Below are 18,052 nucleotides of genomic sequence, written 5' to 3'. Positions count from 1 at the left end.
CACACTTCCCTGTGGGAGCCGGGCTTGCCCGCGATGATGCCAACTCGGTTTAACGCCGAATTTTATTCCAGCGCCGCAGCCGGGCCAAAGAACTCGTAGCGGCTTTGTTTCTCGGGTACACCCAGGGCCTTGAGGTGGCGTTTGATCGCAGCCATGAAGCCTTTAGGGCCGAGGAAGTAGGCATCGATGTCACGCTGCTCAGGCAACCAGGCGGCCAGTTGGTCCTGGCTCAGCAGGCCGACCTTGTCCGCTGCTGGGCTTACGCCGTCGTCTTCGGCATAGCAGTAGTAGCGCTTGAGCTGCGGATGCTTGGCCGCCAGGGTGTCTACCCAGTCGCGGAACGCATGCACCCCGCCGTTGCGTGCGCAGTGGATGAAGTGCACGGGGCGCTCGGTGGCCAGCGCGGCTTCGAGCATTGGCAAAGTCGGCGTGATGCCTACGCCGCCACTGATCAGCACCAACGGTTTATCGCTGGCCGACAGGGTGAATTCGCCCGACGGCGGGAACAGGTCGATGGTCGCGCCGACATGCACTTGGTCGTGCAGGTAGTTGGACACCCGCCCACCGGCCTCGCGCTTGACGCTGATGCGGTACAGGCCCGAATCGGTCAGGGCCGACAGGGAATAGTTGCGGCGCACTTCCTCGCCCTCCAGCACCAGTTTCATGCCGATGTATTGGCCTGGCGCGGCATTGAGGATCGGGCCGTTGTCCACCGGGGCGAAGTAGAACGAGATGATCTCGTCGCTCTCCTCCACGCGCTTGACCAGCAGGAACGGCCGCGCACCGCGCCAGCCACCGGGCGCCTGGGCTTTCTCTTCATAGATCGCCGCCTCGGCGCCGATCAGGATGTCTGCCAGCTGGCCGTACGCCGCGCCCCAGGCGCTCATCACTTCCGGGGTGGCGATCTCGCTGCCCAGCACTTCGGAAATCGCCCGCAGCAGGCAGGCACCCACGATCGGGTAATGCTCCGGCAGGATCTGCAGGGCCACGTGTTTGTTGATGATCTTGGACACCAGGTCGCCCAGCTGGTCCAACTGGTCGATATGCCGCGCGTACATCAGCACACCATTGGCCAGCGCACGGGGCTGGTCGCCGCTGGCCTGGTGGGCCTGGTTGAACAGCGGGCGAACCTGCGGGTATTCCGAGAGCATCATGCGATAGAAATGGGTGATCAGCGCTTCACCGCCGCTTTCCAGCAGGGGCACGGTGGATTTGACGATGGCACGGTCTTGGGCACTAAGCATGGGGAGCCTCCTGGGCTTCTTCACTGATTGCCCTTGAATACTCAGTATTCGTGCCAACTAACAAATCGTTTATTTTCAATGATTTAAATTAAATGTAGTCAGTATGACTTCCTGCACCTTATAGTCACAAAGACTACAAGGAGTCATTATGACTGCACAATCACTGCTCACTACCCTGCTGCCCCTGGTCGCCGACCTGTCCCGCGAGCTGCCCGAAGGCGAGCGGTACCGCCGCCTGCTGCAAGCCATGCGCGCCCTGCTGCCCTGCGATGCCGCCGCGCTGCTGCGCCTGGACGGTGAGTGGCTGGTGCCGCTCGCGGTGGACGGTTTGAGCGCAGACACCTTGGGCCGGCGCTTCAAGGTCAGCGAACACCCGCGGTTCGGCGTGCTGCTGAGCAGCCCCGGCCCCACGCGCTTTGACAGCGACAGCGAATTGCCCGACCCCTACGACGGTCTGGTGGATGGCCTGCATGGGCAGTTGGAAGTACACGACTGCATGGGCTGCCCGTTGTTCGTCGACGACCAGCCCTGGGGCCTGCTGACCCTGGATGCCCTCGACACCGAGCGCTTCGAACGCGTGGAACTGGACGCCCTGCAAGCCTTCGCCAGCCTCGCCGCCGCCACCGTCAACGTCGCCGAACGCATCGAGCGCCTGGCCCTGCGCGCCGAAGACGAACACCAGCGCGCCGAGATCTACCGCCAGGCCAGCGGCCAGCAGCACAAAGAAATGATCGGCCAGAGCAAAAGCCACAAGCGCCTGGTGGAAGAGATCAAGCTGGTCGGCGGCAGCGACCTCACCGTGCTGATCACCGGCGAAACCGGAGTGGGCAAAGAGCTGGTCGCACAGGCCATCCATGCCGCATCGGCCCGTGCGGACAAACCCTTGATCAGCCTCAACTGCGCCGCCCTGCCGGAAACCCTGGTGGAGAGCGAATTGTTCGGCCACGTGCGCGGCGCCTTTACGGGCGCCTTGAACGAACGCCGTGGCAAGTTCGAACTGGCCAATGGCGGTACCCTGTTCCTCGATGAAGTGGGCGAGCTGTCGCTAACCGTGCAAGCCAAACTGCTGCGGGTGCTGCAAAGCGGCCAGTTGCAGCGCTTGGGGTCGGACAAGGAGCACCAGGTGGACGTGCGCCTGATTGCCGCCACCAACCGCGACCTCGCCGACGAAGTGCGCAATGGTCGCTATCGCGCCGACTTCTACCACCGCCTCAGCGTGTACCCGCTGCAAGTGCCGGCGCTGCGTGAGCGCGGACGCGATGTGTTGCTGCTGGCCGGTTTCTTTCTCGAACAGAACCGTTCACGCATGGGCCTGGGCAGCCTGCGCCTGACCAGCGAAGCCCAGGCGGCACTGCTGGCCTATAACTGGCCGGGCAATGTGCGGGAGCTGGAACATTTGATCGGACGCAGCGCACTCAAAGCCCTGGGAAACTGTCGCGAACGTCCGAAGATTCTGAGCCTGAACGCCCAGGACCTGGACCTGCCCGATGTCAGCGCGCCGGTGCTCGACGAACCGGTCGATGCGGTGCCCAGCGTGACCGGCGACCTGCGCCAGGCCACCGAACACTATCAACGCCAGATCATCAGTGCCTGCCTGGAACGCCACCAGCACAACTGGGCCAGCGCCGCCCGTGAACTCGGGCTGGACCGCGCCAACCTGGGCCGCATGGCCAAGCGCCTCGGCATGAAGTAGTAAGATCACCCCAATCGAAATGTGGGAGCTGGCTTGCCTGCGATAGCGGTAAACCCGTCACAGATAAGCCAGCTGGCACACCGCCATCGCAGGCAAGCCAGCTCCCACACTAGACAGCCTTCGCGTTGAAAACCGGGCTCGTAACCTTGGGCTTACGAAACACCAACACATTCCCCAACATCACCAACACCAACCCCGCCAGCGCCGGTGCGGTCCACTGGTACCCTTCGGCAAACGCCGAGACGTTCAGCGCTACAACCGGGAACAGCACCGTGCAATACGCCGCCCGCTCCGGCCCCATGCGCCCGACGAGCGTCAGGTACGCGGTAAAGCCAATCACCGACCCCGGAATCACCAGGTACCACAGCGCACCGAGGTAGCGCGCGCTCCAGTCCATCTCAAACGGAATACCGCGCACCAGGCAGTAAGTCGCCAGCATCAGCGCCCCATACAACATGCCCCAGGCATTGGTGGTCAGCGGCTTGAGCCCGGCCTTCTGCTGCAGGCTCGAGAGCATATTGCCGGCCGAGAAACACATAGTCCCCAGCAATGCCAACCCCAAGCCGAGCAGGGTCTGCGGACTGGCGGTGTGCCCGGCCAGCTCCGGCCAGAACAGCAGGCCCAAGCCCGCCAAGCCCAGGCCGCCGCCCATCAACACATTGCGCGCCACGCGCTGGCCGAAAAACACCCGGGCGTTCAGCGCGTTCCACAAGGTCGCCGTGGAAAACACCACTGCCACAAGGCCGCTGGGGATCCACTGGCTCGCGGTGAGAAAGCACATGAAGTTGACGCAGAACAGGCACAAGCCCTGGGCCAGGCAGATCAGGTGCCCGCGCCGGTTCATCACCTGCAACTTGCGGCTGAGCAGCAACAGCACAAACAGCACCAGCGCCGCCAGGCCGAAGCGATAGACGATGGACACAGGAATCGCCACCACGCCCAATTGCCACTTGAGGGCAATCCAGGTGGTGCCCCAGATCAGCACGGTGAGTAAATACAAGGAAAGGTTCATAGCGGGCTCCATCGATTGAGCCACAGTGTGCCTCCCAACCCAGGGCGCGCTCTTGCACAATCTTGCGCTTTTGTCGGGTGGTGGGCTCACAGCGCCAGCCGCGGGGAGTAGGATGCAAGCGTCGGAGAGTACGAACCATGCCTGATCTGGAATCCCTGCAAGTCTTCCAAGCCCTTAACCGCTCGCCCAACTCACGCCTTGAAGCCTGTGCCGAGCTCGGTGATGGCTTGTCTGCGGCCTTGTGGAGCAACCACCACGACTCGCAGGACTACCAGGCGCCGACGCACCACACTTTGTCGTGCTACATCGGCGGCGGCACCGGCACGTTCCGGCGCGACCAGCCCGGCACCAAGGGCGGCCCCGACAAGTTGTGCATCCTGCCAGCCGAGCATCGGTCGGCTTGGGTGATCAACGGCGAGATCCGCCTGGCCCACGTGTATTTCAGCCCGGAGCAATTTGCCCTGGGTTGCGTCACCCTGCTCGACCGCGAACCGCGCACCCTGCAATTGCGCGAAAGCACCTTCCTGGAAGACGCCAGTCAGGCCCGGCGCTTTCACCAGTTGATCGCGCTGAACTGGCACGAGCCCGCCGAGCGCCTGCTGACCAGCAGCCTGGCCCATGAAATGCTCAGCCATACCTTGCTCAGCCAAGTCGGTGCCCGCGAAGGACTGCGCCTCAAAGGCGGGCTGGCGGCGCACCAGCGGCGGCTGTTGGTGGAGTACATCGACCAGCACCTGGAAGACCCGATCAGCCTGGGTCAACTGGCCGGGATGTGTGCGCTGTCGGAATACCATTTCGCGCGGATGTTCCGCCAAAGCTTCGGCCTGCCGCCCCATCAGTACTTGCTGGCACGCCGCCTCACCCGCGCCCAGGCCCTGTTGCGCAGGGGTGCCCTGCCCTTGAATGAGATCGCCTTGATGTGCGGTTTCTCCAGCGCCAGCCACTTCACCCACCGCTTCCGCCAAGCCATGGGCGCGACACCCGGCGAGTATCGCCAGGCGTTCTGCGCTTAGGTCATCAGCCCCAGGGTCTTGGCCTTGGCCACCGCTTGCGTGCGTCGCTCCACGCCCAGCTTGCTGTGGATGCGCCGCGCGTGGGTCTTGACCGTGTGCAGGGAGATAAACAGGCGGTCGGCAATTTCCAGATTGGAGTTGCCGAGGGCGATCAACTGCAGCACTTCCAGCTCGCGCTGGCTCAGGGGGTTCTCCACGGTGCCTGGCGTGGACGCCTGGGGCTCCATCCCCAGTTCACTCAGTAACCCCGGCGAGCGCAACCGCAACTCGCGGATCGCCTGTTGCACCTGGCAGCGCGCCGCCAGCTCCAGCCCGGTTTGCAACGATCGACGCGCCAGAACAGGGTCGCCGACTTGCCAGGCGACCTCACCGAGGACCAGGTGCAGCTCGGTTTCCAGGCAGAGCATGCCGCGCTGGTGGGTGGTTTCCAGCAACGCCGTGAGCCGTGCCACGGGTTGATCGGCGCAGCCCAGTTTTACTTCCGCCAGCACCAGCAGGTATTCCAAGCGCGGGATCAGCTCCAGGGTGGCCGGCGGCGCCTGCTTCGCCTGGGGCCCACGGAAGTGGCGAAGCACACGCCGCACCGCTTCCACCGTCAGTTCGGCGCGGCCCTGCTGCAGCCAGAAGTGCCCGCTGACCAGCAGCAACACCGCGCGGTACACCGTGTCGGGCACTTGGCGTTGCTGCATCAAGCGTTCGGCCTCGCGCAATTGCACAAAGGCCTGGGCGTAATCACCCCGGTTGGCGGCCAGCAGCGCCAGGCCGAGAAACCCGTAGAGCACGCGTTTGTCCTGGCTGTGCAGGCACATAGCCAAGCCGGTCTCGAAACAGTCGGCGGCCAGGTTGTCTTGGCCCTGGCGCAATGCCAGATGCCCGCGCCGCAAGGCGATGCGCCCGACCAACGGCCCAGCCGTGAGCCGCTGCTTGAGCAGCATCGCCTGCACGTTTTCCAGCAGGCTTTGCGCCCGATAAGGGGCGCCGCGCTGTTCCAGCAATTGCGCATGGTCCAGTTCAAGCAACGCCTCAAGCAGCAGCGAGCCATGGGCTCGCGCGAGGCACAACGCTTCACGGCTCAGGGCCTGGGCGACATCCAGCTCGCCGCGCAGCAAGGCTTGCTGAGTCAGGCCCGACAGGCACATCAGCCGCGAGGTCCAGGCGCTGTCGGGCAAAGCGTGCAGTGCTTCAAGGAAATGTTCGCGAGAACGCTCGGCATCGCCGCCCAGGTGCAGCAGCCAACCCCACTGTGCCTGCCAGCGCGCCAGCAGGTAGCGCTGCTGCGCCGCCGTCGGTTGCGGGGCGAACCGCGCCAATTGGTCGATGCATTGCGCGGCCTGGTCGAAGCGCCCGGCGAACAGCAACGCCGCCGTCACCAGCCCCACCAGTTGCGCCGAACCGAGCATCAATTCATCGCCATGCTGATCATGCAGGCGCAACAGCAGCACCGCATTCTGCTGGCGGAACAGGTCCTCGAAACTGAAATGCTGCAACAGGCTCACGGCCACTTCATATTCTTCGGCCAGCAACGCGTGCTCAAACGCGGCCTGCCAGTCCTGTTCGGTGGTGAACCATTGGCAGGCCCGTCGGTGCCAGGAGCGCTTGGCCGGCCAGGGTTCATCCCGCAGCAATCGGCCCAGCGGTGCAAAGACCTGCAGCCAGTCGGTGTCCTCCCAGGGCTGGATGAACGCGCCGAGGGCCTGCAGATCGCGCAGGTACTGGTCACCGTCGCCAAAACCGAACAGGTGCTCGCACAGTCCTGGGTTGAAGCGCGGCAGATGGGCCAGCACGCGCCAGGCTTCGGCCAATTCGGGGGGCAAGGTGCTGAACAGCTCGTGCTGCAAGTAATCGAGCAAGGTCTTTTCCGGGTGGGCATCGCCGAGCAAGGCAATGCGCACACCCGCACACCAGCCGGCACTGAACTGCAACACGCTGTCGACGGTTTGCCCCGGCGCGTGGATGAGCAGTTGCTGGATCTCGGCCGGGGTGAACGCCAGGTCGGTGCCGCACTCCAGCAGTTCATCGTCCAGCAGCAACCGAGGCCAGTTGCACAAGGGGCGCCGCCGCGCGCCCAGCCACCAGGTCAATGCCGGGCTGCCAAGGGTGAGCAGGCGGTCGAGCAAGGCATCGGTGTCGGGCGTGGGCAAGCGGCAGAAGTCATCGAGAAACAACCACGCCGGGGTCTGCCAGCGCGCAAGGTCCGCCAGCAGTGTTGCTTCGTCGGTGAACGCCAAGCCGAGGCTTTGTGCCAGGCGCTGGCAGAAATCGCTCGGGCTCAGGGCCGCACCATTGAGCGGCAACCAGTACACCTGGCACCCCGCTGGCGCCTGCAACGCGCATTCGGCCAGCAACGCACTCTTGCCGCTGCCACCCGGCGCGCAGAGCAATTTGACCCTGGCCGGCGCCGCCAGTAAAGGCTCGGCCAGGCGTGGGCGCAGCAGATGGTGGGCGGACAGCCGAGGCATGAATCCAGGACGGTCCAGGCAGCGTGTCATGGCGGTCATTGCTGCATCCTGCGTTCTTATTGTTATGCAACCTGACGCCTACCCTAGTCCTGTGGTTGGCGGTTGTTGAAGAAGTATTCAGCGGGGTGATTGATGGGCATAAAATTCAAGGCATTCACAACCCAATGTGGGAGCGGGCTTGCTCGCGAAAACGGTGGATCAGTCTAGGAATTCGGTGACTGACACGCCGCATTCGCGAGCAAGCCCGCTCCCACATTGGAGTTGCATTTCATATCGGGATTGCATTTCACATCGGGGTCAGCGCACGCCTTCGGCCCTCAACGCAGCCGGCGTGTAGTCCGCCGCCTTGGCATTGAAACCGAACACAAAACTGCTTTTCTCCTCGTTCTTCATGCCCAGCGCGATGTAGCGTCCGGCGATGATGTCGTACAGGGTTTCCACGGTATAAGCCGGGGTCTGGTGGTTGTAGTAGAACTGCGCATGCCCCTCCGCCACCCGCCACAGTTGGCCACGGCCATCGTAGTGGTCCACCAGCGCCACCTGCCAGCTGTCTTCGTCGATGTAAATGTGGCGCTTGGCGTAGATATGCCGCTCGCTCGGCTTGACCGTGCCCACCACTTCCCACACGCGGTGCAGCTCATAGCGGGTCAGGTCCTGGTTGATGTGGCCGGCCTTGATGATGTCGTCGTACTTGAGCGTCGGCTGGTCGAGCTTGTAGCTGTTGTAGGGAATGTACATCTCCTTCTTGCCCACCAGCTTCCAGTCGTAACGGTCCGGGGCGCCGGAGAACATGTCGAAGTTGTCGGACGTGCGCAAGCCATCGGACGCGGTACCCGGCCCGTCATACGCCACCTGCGGCGCCCGGCGTACGCGGCGCTGCCCGGCGTTGTAGATCCACGCCAGGCGCGGCTCCTTCACCTGGTCGAGGGTTTCATGCACCAGCAGCACGTTGCCAGCCAAACGCGCCGGTGCGGTCACCGACTGCTTGAAGAAGGTCAGCACGTTGGCCGCCTTGGCCGGGTCCATATCGGGGATCAGTTGCGGCACGGCCACTTCTTCCTCGAAGCGGATCGGCGTGTAGCTGCCGTTGGTCTGCGGAGTGGCCTGGGTGATGATGCGGCGCAGGTTGCCGCCGTGATAACGGGTGATGTGGTTCCACAGCACTTCCACGCCATTCTTAGGGATCGGGAACGCGTAGTAGCGGTTGCCGGTGAAGTTCTCCAGGCCGTTGCCGTCGTTGATCGGCTTGACGTTCAGCGCGCTGCGCTTGATCGATTCGTAGATTTCCGGCGGCAGGTTGACCGTACGGTGGGTCGGGTACACCGGGATCTTGTAGGTCTCGGGGTAGCGCTTGAACATCGCCACCTGGCCATCGGAGAGTTTGTCCTTGTACTTGTCGACGGTGGCGGCGGTGATCACGAACAGCGGTTTTTCACTGGCAAACGGGTCGGCCAGGAAGCCCTTGCTGTCCACCGCGCCGGCGTTCTTTGGGATGCCGCCGGTCCAGGCCGGAATCGAACCGTCGGCGTTGCCGGCTTTTTCAGCGCCTACCGGGGTCAGCGTGGTGCCGAGCTTGGCGGCCTCGTCCGGTGAAACCGCAGCCATCACGTTGACCGCCAACAGGCTGAGGGCCATTACCGCAAATATCTTACGCATAGAGTCTTGTCCTTCTTTAAGCCAGATCAGAAGTTCACGCCGAAGCTGAGGGCGAGGAAGTCGCGGTCGGTCAGGGTGTTGTAGTCGCCGCCAAAAAAGTCGGTGTAGCTGAGGCTGGCGGTGTAGGTGTTGCGGTAGTCCGCGTCGACACCCGCGCTTATGGCCTTGGCGCCCTTGTTGAACAGGCCGTTGGGGCCATAGCCGGCGACGTCATGGGACCAGGACAGGTTAGGCTTGAGGTTGATCCCGGCGATCACGTTGTTGTAGTCCAGGATCGCCCGCGCGCGGTAGCCCCAGGAGGTGGAGGTGACGAAACCGTCGGTGTCACCCTGGAAACCATAGGCGCCATACACCGAGTCGCGGCCGTAGCGCAGTTTGGATTTATCCTCCAGGCCTGCGACGTGCACGATGGCCGCTTCACCGACCACCGTCAGGCGCTCGGCGCCCAGGACCTGGTCGAAGAACTGGGTCATGGAGCTTTGGATCTGGGTGATTTCTTTACGGCGATAGCCTTTGTTGTCGTCGCCGAAGTTGCTGCGGATGGGTGAGGCCAGTTGGCCGGCGACGGGGTTGATCAGGGCCAGGGTCAAATCGGTGGTATTGAGTTGCACCGGGGCATTGGGCCGGTAGCTGATCTCACCGGTCCACGCGGTGCCGGTGGGCAAGGTGGTGGAGAAGCTGGCACCGAACAGGCGGATATCTTCCGGGTAGTCGAGGTAGTACTGGCCGCGGCCGAGCATCAGGCTTTGTACCAGGCCCGCGCCGGAGCCCGGCGCCAGGCCGTTGGCGGTACCGGCGATCGCGCCGAGCGTGGCCAGGCTGGTGTTGTTGGTGATGGTACCCACCGTCGGTGTGCGGCTGTGGTAGTTCATGAAGTACAGGCCGTACTCGGTGTCGTCCCCCAACCAGCGCAACGCGGCGCCGAACTGACCGGAATCACGCGCGTCGCGGTCGCCGGCGCGGCGTACGATCACCCCTTCATTGGTCACGCCAAACCCTTGGCCAAATGCCGCCGCCACTGGTTGCAGAGGGGCAATCGCCGGGTTGCCCACGGTGTAGTTATTGGTGCACCCGTCCGCCGCCACATCGCCGCCGAAGAAGGTGCCGCAGTTATCCAGCACCGTCTGGTCCCATTCCAACTGGTAGAAACCTTCTACCGTCAGTTGGTTGGTGAGGCTCTGGGACGCGAACAGCATGTTGACCGGGATCAGCCCTTCCTTGATCTCGGCACCCGGACGGCGGAACGCAGACACGTCGATCGGGTTGATGCTGTTGATGGAGTTACCGATGAAGGTACTTTCGCCCCAGCTCACTACCTGCTTGCCCGCACGCACAGTGCCCGGCAGATCACCCAGCGAGTAGTTGTGATACACGAATGCATCGAGGATCTGCGCACCGCTGGATTTGGCGCCTTCCTTGCGGTTGTGGTCGCTGATCGGTTTGAACTCGCGGTCTTCGTCCTTCAGTTCGAAGTCGTACCAGTACTTGCCCCGCACGAACACGCCCGTGTCGCCGTACTTCAGCTCAAGGTCGTGCAGCCCCTTGAAGATCTTGGAGAAGGTCTCGCCCTTTTTGAAGTTCAAGCGCCCGTCATCACCGGTAGACGCCTGGCCGGTACCGCCGTTGACGGTGCCCACCAACTTCTTGTCGGCATCGCGCATGCCCCAGCTCGCGCCCACCGACAGCGAGGAATCGAATTGCCCTTCGATCTCGCCAATGTTGAATGAAACAGCCTGTGCCTGCGCACAGCATCCCAACGCAACCGCAGCGGCCAGCGCCTGTGGCCTGAAGATGGCGCGCATTGTTGTTCTTGTCATGCGTCTTCCCCGGTGAGTGACAGAAGGCCCCACCCTACTGCCGCCCATCAGGAGCGATAAGCGCACCAAGGAGGGATTCGTGTTGTCGCTCGAAAGGATGACAAGCCGCTCTGGCCGGGGTCTGGACGCAGGCATGCATCGGGTGGATGGCGGGTTATCAGGAGAATGGATAGCGGGCCAAGCCACTGTTGCTGATTCGGCAACAGTCCTTGTCATGAATCGGCATTACTCATCTTGTTACAAGCGGCTATTCTTACCGGGCTTTGAGGGCAAACGGCCCGCTTCCCCAACCGGAAGAAAAGCCTTTTTCAGATGGATTGATGCCTGTTTTCAATCTGTTACCGGTGTTCACTGACGTTGATTTATCGCTCCTTGATCCAACGTCTTACTTCAGCCGCTGCGTTTGCAGCGGCTTTTTTTTGCCCGGAATAAAACGGGGCGCCATCAGCGCCCCGTGGGATTCAAGCTTTTTCAGGCAACGATCACAGGCTGTACTTCTGCAAATTGGCCATCATCTCCTTCAACGCCTCGATGTTGTCCTTGGGGTGAGCCGCACCGTCGAAGTCGCAAATCTGCTGCCAGTGTGCCGCCACATCTTCTGGCGAGAAGCCGGCCTCCGGATCAAAGCCCACGCCCAGGCTGCGCTCCCAGCGGGTCTTGCCGATCCAGCCGCCGCCCACTTCAAACAACCCCGAGGTTTCCTGGCACGCGTCGCTGCCCAGGTACACCACCAAGGGACTGACCAGCTCCGGCTTGAGGCGCTCGAACACTTGCGGTGGGATCAGGCCTTCGGTCATGCGCGTGCCGCCTGTTGGCGCGATGGCGTTGACCAGGATGTTGTTCTTGCGTCCTTCCAGCGCGAGGGTGCGGGTGAGGCCGTACAGGCCAAGCTTGGCCATGCCGTAGTTGGACTGGCCGAAGTTGCCGTAGATGCCCGAGGTCGACGCGGTAAAGATCACCCGGCCGTAGCCTTGCTCGCGCAGATGGGGCCAGGCGGCGCGGGTGACTTTGTAGGCGCCTTCGACATGCACCCGGTAAACCAGGTCCCAGTCGCTGTCTTCCATTTTGTGGAAGGTCTTGTCGCGCAGGATGCCAGCGTTATTGACCACCACATCGATTCGGCCGAAAGCATCGAGGGCGTTCTGCACGATCTTGTCACCGTCGGTGACAGAGTCATGGTTGGCCTCGGCGATACCGCCCGCTTCACGGATCTCGGCCACCACCCGGTCGGCGGCGGAGGCGTTGGCGCCTTCGCCTTGGGTGGAGCCCCCCAGATCGTTGACCAGTACTTTGGCGCCATGCTTAGCGAACAACAGCGCATGGGCCCGGCCCAATCCGCCGCCGGCACCGGTGACGATCACGACCTTATCCTGGAACTGCACTGACTCACTCATACCGAACTCCAATGGCGACAATGGGAATAGGTCGAGTGTCAGGCACGGGGGCCAGGGTCACAATAACCACGATTGAGCCTGAATAGTGCTCGATAAGGCAGAGGGATGATCATGGAGGAGCGGGCTTGCCTGCGATGCAAGCGCCTAGGTCTTTCAGTTGAAGCGCAGCGATGCTATCGCAGGCAAGCCAACTCCAACACCGGGCCGGCAAGACGCTCGCGAAACGCCAGGTAGTGCTTGAGCACCTGCACCGGCGCCTCGATCTGCGGGTAGTGGCCGATATTGGCCAGCAACACCGTGTCGGCGTGGGGCACCAACTCGTGATAACGCTGGACCATGTGGGCGCCGGAAATCGGGTCGAGCTCGCCATCGATCACCCGCAGCGGTACTTCACCCTGCTGCATCGCGTACACCCATCGCTCACGCAGGCGCCGACGCTGGGGGATATAGGCGATGAGCTTGTGCAGGATGCGCGTGCCTTCGTGGCAATCGATCAAGCTCCAGAAATCATCCAGCGCGCTTTCGCTGGGGCGAGTGGTGGGGCCGAAAATCTGATTGAAGCTGTTCGCCAGGGCGTTGCGCCCGAATGCGCGGCCGATCATCCAGCCCAGTGGGCTGAGCAAGAGCTTTTGCACCAGGGCCGGGCGATGGGTTTCGGGGAACAGCCCACCGTTGAGAAACACACAGCTGGCCATGTGGAAGCGACCTTCATAGTGCCGGGCCAGCAGTTCCTGGGCGACGCTGTCGCCGTAGTCATGAGCCAGCACATGCACCGGCTGCTCCACGCGCAGGTGCTCCAGCAGCGCCTGTTGCAGATCCGCCTGTTCCAGCAGGCAGTAACCATGGTCCAGGGGTTTGGCCGAATCGCCAAAGCCGAGCATGTCGCAGGCGATCACCAGGTTGCGCTGGGCCAGGGGCTGCCACAAGTAATGCCAGTCCCAGCTGGCCGTAGGGAAGCCATGGATCAACAGCAACGGTTCACCCTGCCCCGCCACCCAGTAGCGGATGGTGCGGCCGTTGAAGTCGAACGTCTGGCTGCGTTTGCGCCAGACGCTCAGCGGGATCTCGGCGAGTGGCATCAGCTTCTATACCCAGGGTCTTGAGCGTCCAATGTGCGCAGCAACGCCGGCCAGGCCAGCGCGCCCCCCATACCTTGTGCGCTCTTCGTGACAGCCGCCACCATCGCCTTGGCACCGGCGAGAATCTGCGGCCCGATGGCGATTAATTCGGCACCGCCGTTTTGCGCCAGCACCTGGATATCGCAGGCACGCTGGAAGGTAAACATCATCAAGAAGGTGTCGGCGATGGTGCTGCCACAGGTCAGCAGGCCGTGGTTGTGCAGCATCAGGAAGTTGTTTTCACCCAGGTCGGCCTGCAGGCGGGCCTTCTCTTCGTGGTTCAGCGCCACGCCTTCGTAGGCGTGATAGGCCAGGCTCGACAGTACGAATATCGATTGCTGGCTGATCGGCAACACGCCCTGCTTCTGCGCCGCCACCGCAACACCGGCGGCGGTGTGGGTATGCAGCACGCAGGTCACGTCGTGACGCACTTCGTGGATGGCGCTGTGGATGGTGTAGCCCGCAGGGTTGATCTCGTAGGGGCTGTCCATCAGCTTGTTGCCGGCCTGGTCGACCTTGACCAGGCTCGACGCCGTGATCTCATGGAACATCAGCCCATACGGGTTGATCAGGAAGTCATCAGTGCCGGGCACCTTGGCCGAGATATGGGTGAAGATCAGGTCATCCCAACCGTGCATCGCCACCAGGCGATAGCAGGCTGCCAGGTCGACGCGGGTTTGCCATTCGGCGGCGCTGACCTGATCTTTGACATTCTGTGGCGATAGAACGGTAGCTAGGCTCACGGCAATGACCTCCTTGGCGCACTTTGTTATTGTTTTTTTGAGTGAAGGGCCAGTCTAGTCAGACCGCGAGGCCGCCGGAGTTGCCTTGGCAGCCAGCTTGATGACCGTACGAGTCAGCGTTGAGAATAGTTGAAATCCGCACAATCGGCGTCAGAGAAGTGCCGCCAATAAAGGCGCAGCGAACAGGTTGAGCAAGCCGGTCAGGACCATCACCAAACCGGCGACCGAGCCCTCTTCGCCACCCACCTCATGGGCGCGACTCACGCCGGCACCGTGGGCCCCCACGCCGAACAGCGCGCCGCGTGCAAGCGGGGTGCGCAGTGGCAGCCACTTGAGCAGCACACCGCCAAGCATGGCGCCGAACACACCGGTGAACATCACGAACACGGCGGTCAATTCCGGCACGCCGCCAAGGTCGGAAGACACCGGCATGGCGAACGGTGTGGTGATGGAGCGCGGCACCAGGGACATGGTCACCGAGCTGTCCAGGGCCAGGGCCTTGGCCAAGCCGAACGAGGTGGCAATGGACGCCGCGCTGCCCGCGACCATCCCCAGCAACAACGCCGACCAGTGCCGCGCCAGCAAGCGGCGTTGCTGCCAAATCGGCACGGCAAACGCCACGGTCACCGGGCCCAGCACCAGCATCAGCCAGTGGGTGTCGGCGGAATACTCGGCGTAAGCGGTGTTCATCGGCACAGCCACCGCCAGCAACAGCATCGGTACGAGGATCAACGGCGACAGCAGGTAACGCCCGGTGCGGCGATAGATCCAGCGGCTAAAGATGTAGGCGCCCAGAGTGAGAGCGAGCCAGAACACCGGCATCAGCTCAAGTTTCATGGCGCAGCCTCCAGCGGCACACCAGTTCCACGGTGAACGCCGTGACCAGCATCACCGCCAGGGTGCTCACGCCAATGACCAGCAGGATCCGCCAGCCGTCGTTGCGTAGCAGGCCGCCGTAGTCCAGCAGGCTCATCAACGCAGGGATAAAGAACAGCAGCATCTCGGCCATCAACACACCCGCCCCCAATTGCAGGGCTGCCGGTTTGACCAGGCCACTGGCGAAGGTTGCCAGCAGCAAGCCCAAGCCCACCACTCCGCCCGGCACCGGCCATGCCAACCATGTCGCCAGTTGGCAGCCGAGCAGGTAAATGGCCAACAGCACGACCAGTTCAATCATCAGACGGGTGAAACGTTTCATGGGCTTTGGGTCCTCGCAGGCCTTCATTTTAAAGAGGCCTGCCCTATCCCCACAGCGAATTGTTAGACTGCCAGCTATTCCAATCTGGAATTCAAGCCATGGAATTCAAGCAACTGCGCAGTTTTGTCGAAGTCATCCACCGGGGTGGCTTCACCCAGGCCGGGAAAACCCTGCACATCAGCCAGTCCGCCGTCAGCAAGCAAGTGGCCCAGCTGGAACAAAGCCTCGGCACGCCGCTGCTGGAGCGCACGGGATCGCAGATCCGCCTGACCGCCACCGGCGAGGTGGTGCTGCAGCGAGCCGAAGCCATGCTGCGCCTGCAGAGCGAATTGCTCAGTGAGTTGGATGATATGCAGCAACTGACCCGTGGCGAGTTGCGCCTGGGCTTGCCGCTCCTGGCGGGCGATACATTGTTCGCCGGGCTGTTTGCCGAGTACCGCAGGCGCTACCCGAAGGTCACTATCCAGCTGCTGGAAGGCGGCAGCCGCACGATTGAACACGCGATTCTCAATGGGGAGTTGGATGTGGGCGGCTGCCTGATGTCCAGTGACCCGGCATTCGCCCGGCAGGCCTTCTGTGATGAACCACTCGACGCCCTGCTGCCGATGGATCACCCCCTGGCGCACAACGCACAGGTGCGCCTGGAAGAACTGGCGGACACACCGTTCCTGATGTACCAACGCAGCTTTGTGCTCAATGACCGGTTGATCCAGGCCTGCCAGCAGGTGGGCTTTACCCCGAGGGAGATCGGCCGCAGTGGCCAGGCTGACTTTCTCGCCGCGCTGGTTGCGGCCGGCCAGGGCGTAGTGCTGCTGCCCAGCGTGGTCGCCCGCGGGCTGGTGCGACCGGGTGTGGTGCGCCTCACTTTGAAAGCGCCCGATTACCTGCGCTGGGACATTGCATTTACCTGGCGTGAGGGCGCCTATCTGTCGAAAGCCGCCCAGGCCTGGCTGGCGTTGTTGCGCGAGTTTCCGGTCAGCCGCGCAGTGCAGTGACCAGCTCGGCCAGCCACGGTTCGGCGTCGGTTTCCGGGGTGACACTTTCACTGGCGTCCAGGCGCAGCATCGGCAGCACTTCGCGCACGCCCAGTTCGGCAAACAGCTCGCGCATTTGCTCGCCGCCGCCGCAGAAGGTGTCGCCATAGCTGGCGTCGCCCAGGCCGATCACCGCACCCGGCAGGCCACGCCAGGCGGCGGGCAGTTGGTCGCGAAGGGTGGAGTACAGCGGTTGCAGGTTGTCGGGGAGTTCGCCCATGCCGGTGGTGGAGGTCACTGCCAGAAATGCATCCGGCGCAAACGCCTGTACATCCGCCAGGCTGGCGCGAGCGTTGTGCCACGCCTCGAAACCGGCGGCATTGAGAATATCGGCAGCGTGGCGAGCGACTTCTTCAGCAGTGCCGTAGACCGAGCCGGAAAGGATGGCGACTTTCATCAATCTGATCCTGTAGTTGAGCGAAAGCGTGGGATATTAGCAGCTCGACCGCCCCCTACAAAAAAACGTCACGCCCGATGGAAACATTGCCACGGTGCCTTAGACTTGCGGCACCTCAAATGGATGGATCCACCTGCATGATTAACGCCCAATTGATGCAAATGGTCATCGACGCCTCGAATGACGGCATCGTTATCGCCGAACGGGAAGGCAGGGATCTGCCGCTGATCTATGTCAATCCGGCCTTCGAGCGGATGACCGGCTATACGCGTGACGAAATTCTGTACCAAGATTGCCGTTTCCTGCAGGCCGGTGACCGCGACCAACCCGCCCTGATCGCCATTCGCGAAGCCCTCAGCGCCGGCGTCAGTTGCCGCGAAACCTTGCGCAACTACCGCAAGGACGGCACGCATTTCTGGAATGAGCTGTCGCTGTCCACCACTTACAACCCGGCGGACAAACAGACGTACTTCGTTGGCGTGCAAAAAGATGTGACGGTTCAGGTCAAAGCCCAGCAGCGTGTGGTGCAACTGGAGGCGCAAGTCGCGGAGCTCAAGGCCGAACTGGCGGCGCTCAAAGCGACGAGTGGATCTAACAAAAATTAGAAAAAATAGTCATTAAGAGGATAATGGCGTTTTAATGCCTACCCGCCCCGTTGAGCAAGCCCCATGCAACGCGATGCACTCCTGACGCAGGACGAGCTGGATTTTATCCAGACCATGCAGCACAACCCGCAATTGAACCTGCGTGATGCGTCGTCGAGCTTGACGGTCAACGGCGGGGCGCAGATTCGTGACCTCCTCACTCGCTTGGCTGCCCACGACCACGTCACCATCCAGGCACAGTTCGACAACCAGCAACTCACCTTCCCGCTGCACCTGGTGGAAGATGAGTTTCATGCCGTTCACCTGCGCCTGGGCGTGCCGAGTATTTTCGAAGACGGGCCGATGATCCGCCCGTGGCGACTGGCGCTCGAAACGCCAGTGGCCCTGGAAAATATCAAGGGCAACCCGGGCGCGCTGTGGGTGCATGAGGTGTCGTTCAAGGGTGTGCTGGTCGAGATTCGCGGCCGGATCAAGCCACCGAAAACCTTTTCCCTATGGTTCAGCCCTTCGGGTTACGAACGCATCGCGGTGCGCGGAACCTTCGAACGGGAAACCGCACGCGGCCTGTTCGCTTATCGGCTCAGCCAGGGCGATGCCGATGAAACCGAGCGCCTGCGCCAGTTCATCCTGCACCAGCACCGCCTGGCCCACCCTGAAGTGCACACCTGA

The 18,052-nt window shown here is 62.6% G+C and carries 16 protein-coding genes; 5 read left to right on the top strand and 11 right to left on the bottom strand.

Going from position 1 to position 18,052, the window contains the following annotated elements:
• Nucleotides 1–62: 62 nt before the first annotated feature.
• A complete protein-coding gene (hmpA, locus tag CWC48_RS15760; protein ID WP_100492167.1) occupies nt 63–1,244 on the bottom strand; it encodes an NO-inducible flavohemoprotein in 1,182 nt (393 codons plus the stop codon).
• Nucleotides 1,245–1,392: 148 nt separating this feature from the next.
• Here hmpA and norR point away from each other — a divergent pair, with 148 nt between their 5' ends.
• Nucleotides 1,393–2,937, top strand: coding sequence for a nitric oxide reductase transcriptional regulator NorR (gene norR / locus CWC48_RS15755; RefSeq protein ID WP_100492166.1), 1,545 nt, complete (start codon nt 1,393–1,395; stop codon nt 2,935–2,937).
• Nucleotides 2,938–3,046: 109 nt separating this feature from the next.
• On the opposite strand, the gene CWC48_RS15750 is transcribed toward norR, so the two are convergent.
• A complete protein-coding gene (locus tag CWC48_RS15750; protein WP_099492605.1) occupies nt 3,047–3,949 on the bottom strand; it encodes a DMT family transporter in 903 nt (300 codons plus the stop codon).
• 137 nt (nt 3,950–4,086) lie between these two features.
• On the opposite strand from CWC48_RS15750, the gene CWC48_RS15745 reads away from it, so the two are divergent.
• A complete protein-coding gene (locus CWC48_RS15745) occupies nt 4,087–4,962 on the top strand; it encodes a helix-turn-helix domain-containing protein (protein ID WP_100492165.1) in 876 nt (291 codons plus the stop codon).
• Here the strand turns inward: CWC48_RS15745 and CWC48_RS15740 are convergent.
• The 8 genes from CWC48_RS15740 to CWC48_RS15705 all read right to left on the bottom strand — a co-directional run bounded on the left by CWC48_RS15740 (nt 4,959) and on the right by CWC48_RS15705 (nt 15,347).
• Nucleotides 4,959–7,460 (bottom strand): LuxR C-terminal-related transcriptional regulator, encoded by a 2,502-nt coding sequence (locus CWC48_RS15740; protein WP_100492164.1) that lies wholly within the window; start codon nt 7,458–7,460, stop codon nt 4,959–4,961. The two genes, CWC48_RS15745 and CWC48_RS15740, sit on opposite strands and share 4 nt — an antisense overlap.
• 258 nt (nt 7,461–7,718) lie before the next feature.
• A complete protein-coding gene (locus CWC48_RS15735) occupies nt 7,719–9,077 on the bottom strand; it encodes a DUF1329 domain-containing protein (RefSeq protein ID WP_078050140.1) in 1,359 nt (452 codons plus the stop codon).
• 26 nt (nt 9,078–9,103) lie between these two features.
• Nucleotides 9,104–10,894: a DUF1302 domain-containing protein gene (locus CWC48_RS15730; protein WP_078050141.1), complete on the bottom strand. Its 1,791-nt coding sequence runs from the start codon at nt 10,892–10,894 to the stop codon at nt 9,104–9,106.
• A gap of 482 nt (nt 10,895–11,376) precedes the next feature.
• Nucleotides 11,377–12,288 carry an SDR family oxidoreductase gene (locus CWC48_RS15725; protein WP_078050142.1) on the bottom strand — a complete coding sequence of 304 codons (912 nt, stop codon included), beginning with the start codon at nt 12,286–12,288 and terminating at the stop codon, nt 11,377–11,379.
• A gap of 173 nt (nt 12,289–12,461) precedes the next feature.
• Nucleotides 12,462–13,367 (bottom strand): alpha/beta fold hydrolase, encoded by a 906-nt coding sequence (locus CWC48_RS15720; protein ID WP_100492163.1) that lies wholly within the window; start codon nt 13,365–13,367, stop codon nt 12,462–12,464.
• Complete coding sequence (locus tag CWC48_RS15715) at nt 13,367–14,149, bottom strand: class II aldolase/adducin family protein (protein WP_078050144.1); 783 nt, start codon at nt 14,147–14,149, stop codon at nt 13,367–13,369. The genes CWC48_RS15720 and CWC48_RS15715 overlap by 1 nt, the downstream gene beginning before the upstream one ends.
• Before the next feature lie 150 nt (nt 14,150–14,299).
• Nucleotides 14,300–14,986 carry an LrgB family protein gene (locus CWC48_RS15710; protein ID WP_078050145.1) on the bottom strand — a complete coding sequence of 229 codons (687 nt, stop codon included), beginning with the start codon at nt 14,984–14,986 and terminating at the stop codon, nt 14,300–14,302.
• Nucleotides 14,976–15,347, bottom strand: a complete 372-nt coding sequence (locus tag CWC48_RS15705) for a CidA/LrgA family protein (RefSeq protein ID WP_099492598.1) — start codon at nt 15,345–15,347, stop codon at nt 14,976–14,978. Before CWC48_RS15705 ends, CWC48_RS15710 begins: the two co-directional genes overlap by 11 nt.
• A 98-nt stretch (nt 15,348–15,445) precedes the next feature.
• Between CWC48_RS15705 and CWC48_RS15700 the strand changes: the two genes are divergently transcribed.
• Nucleotides 15,446–16,342: a LysR family transcriptional regulator gene (locus CWC48_RS15700; RefSeq protein ID WP_099492597.1), complete on the top strand. Its 897-nt coding sequence runs from the start codon at nt 15,446–15,448 to the stop codon at nt 16,340–16,342.
• Here the strand turns inward: CWC48_RS15700 and CWC48_RS15695 are convergent.
• Nucleotides 16,323–16,778, bottom strand: coding sequence for a flavodoxin (locus CWC48_RS15695; protein ID WP_078050147.1), 456 nt, complete (start codon nt 16,776–16,778; stop codon nt 16,323–16,325). The two genes, CWC48_RS15700 and CWC48_RS15695, sit on opposite strands and share 20 nt — an antisense overlap.
• 137 nt (nt 16,779–16,915) lie before the next feature.
• On the opposite strand from CWC48_RS15695, the gene CWC48_RS15690 reads away from it, so the two are divergent.
• The gene (locus CWC48_RS15690; RefSeq protein ID WP_078050148.1) at nt 16,916–17,383 is read left to right on the top strand and encodes a PAS domain-containing protein; all 468 of its coding nucleotides are present in this window, start codon (nt 16,916–16,918) and stop codon (nt 17,381–17,383) included.
• 63 nt (nt 17,384–17,446) lie between these two features.
• Complete coding sequence (locus tag CWC48_RS15685) at nt 17,447–18,052, top strand: hypothetical protein (RefSeq protein ID WP_078050149.1); 606 nt, start codon at nt 17,447–17,449, stop codon at nt 18,050–18,052.

Source organism: Pseudomonas sp. S10E 269 (assembly GCF_002798465.1).
Lineage (GTDB): Bacteria > Pseudomonadota > Gammaproteobacteria > Pseudomonadales > Pseudomonadaceae > Aquipseudomonas > Aquipseudomonas pergaminensis.
Note: the sequence above shows the minus strand (reverse complement) of the source record. Positions and strands in the feature narration are given on the sequence as shown.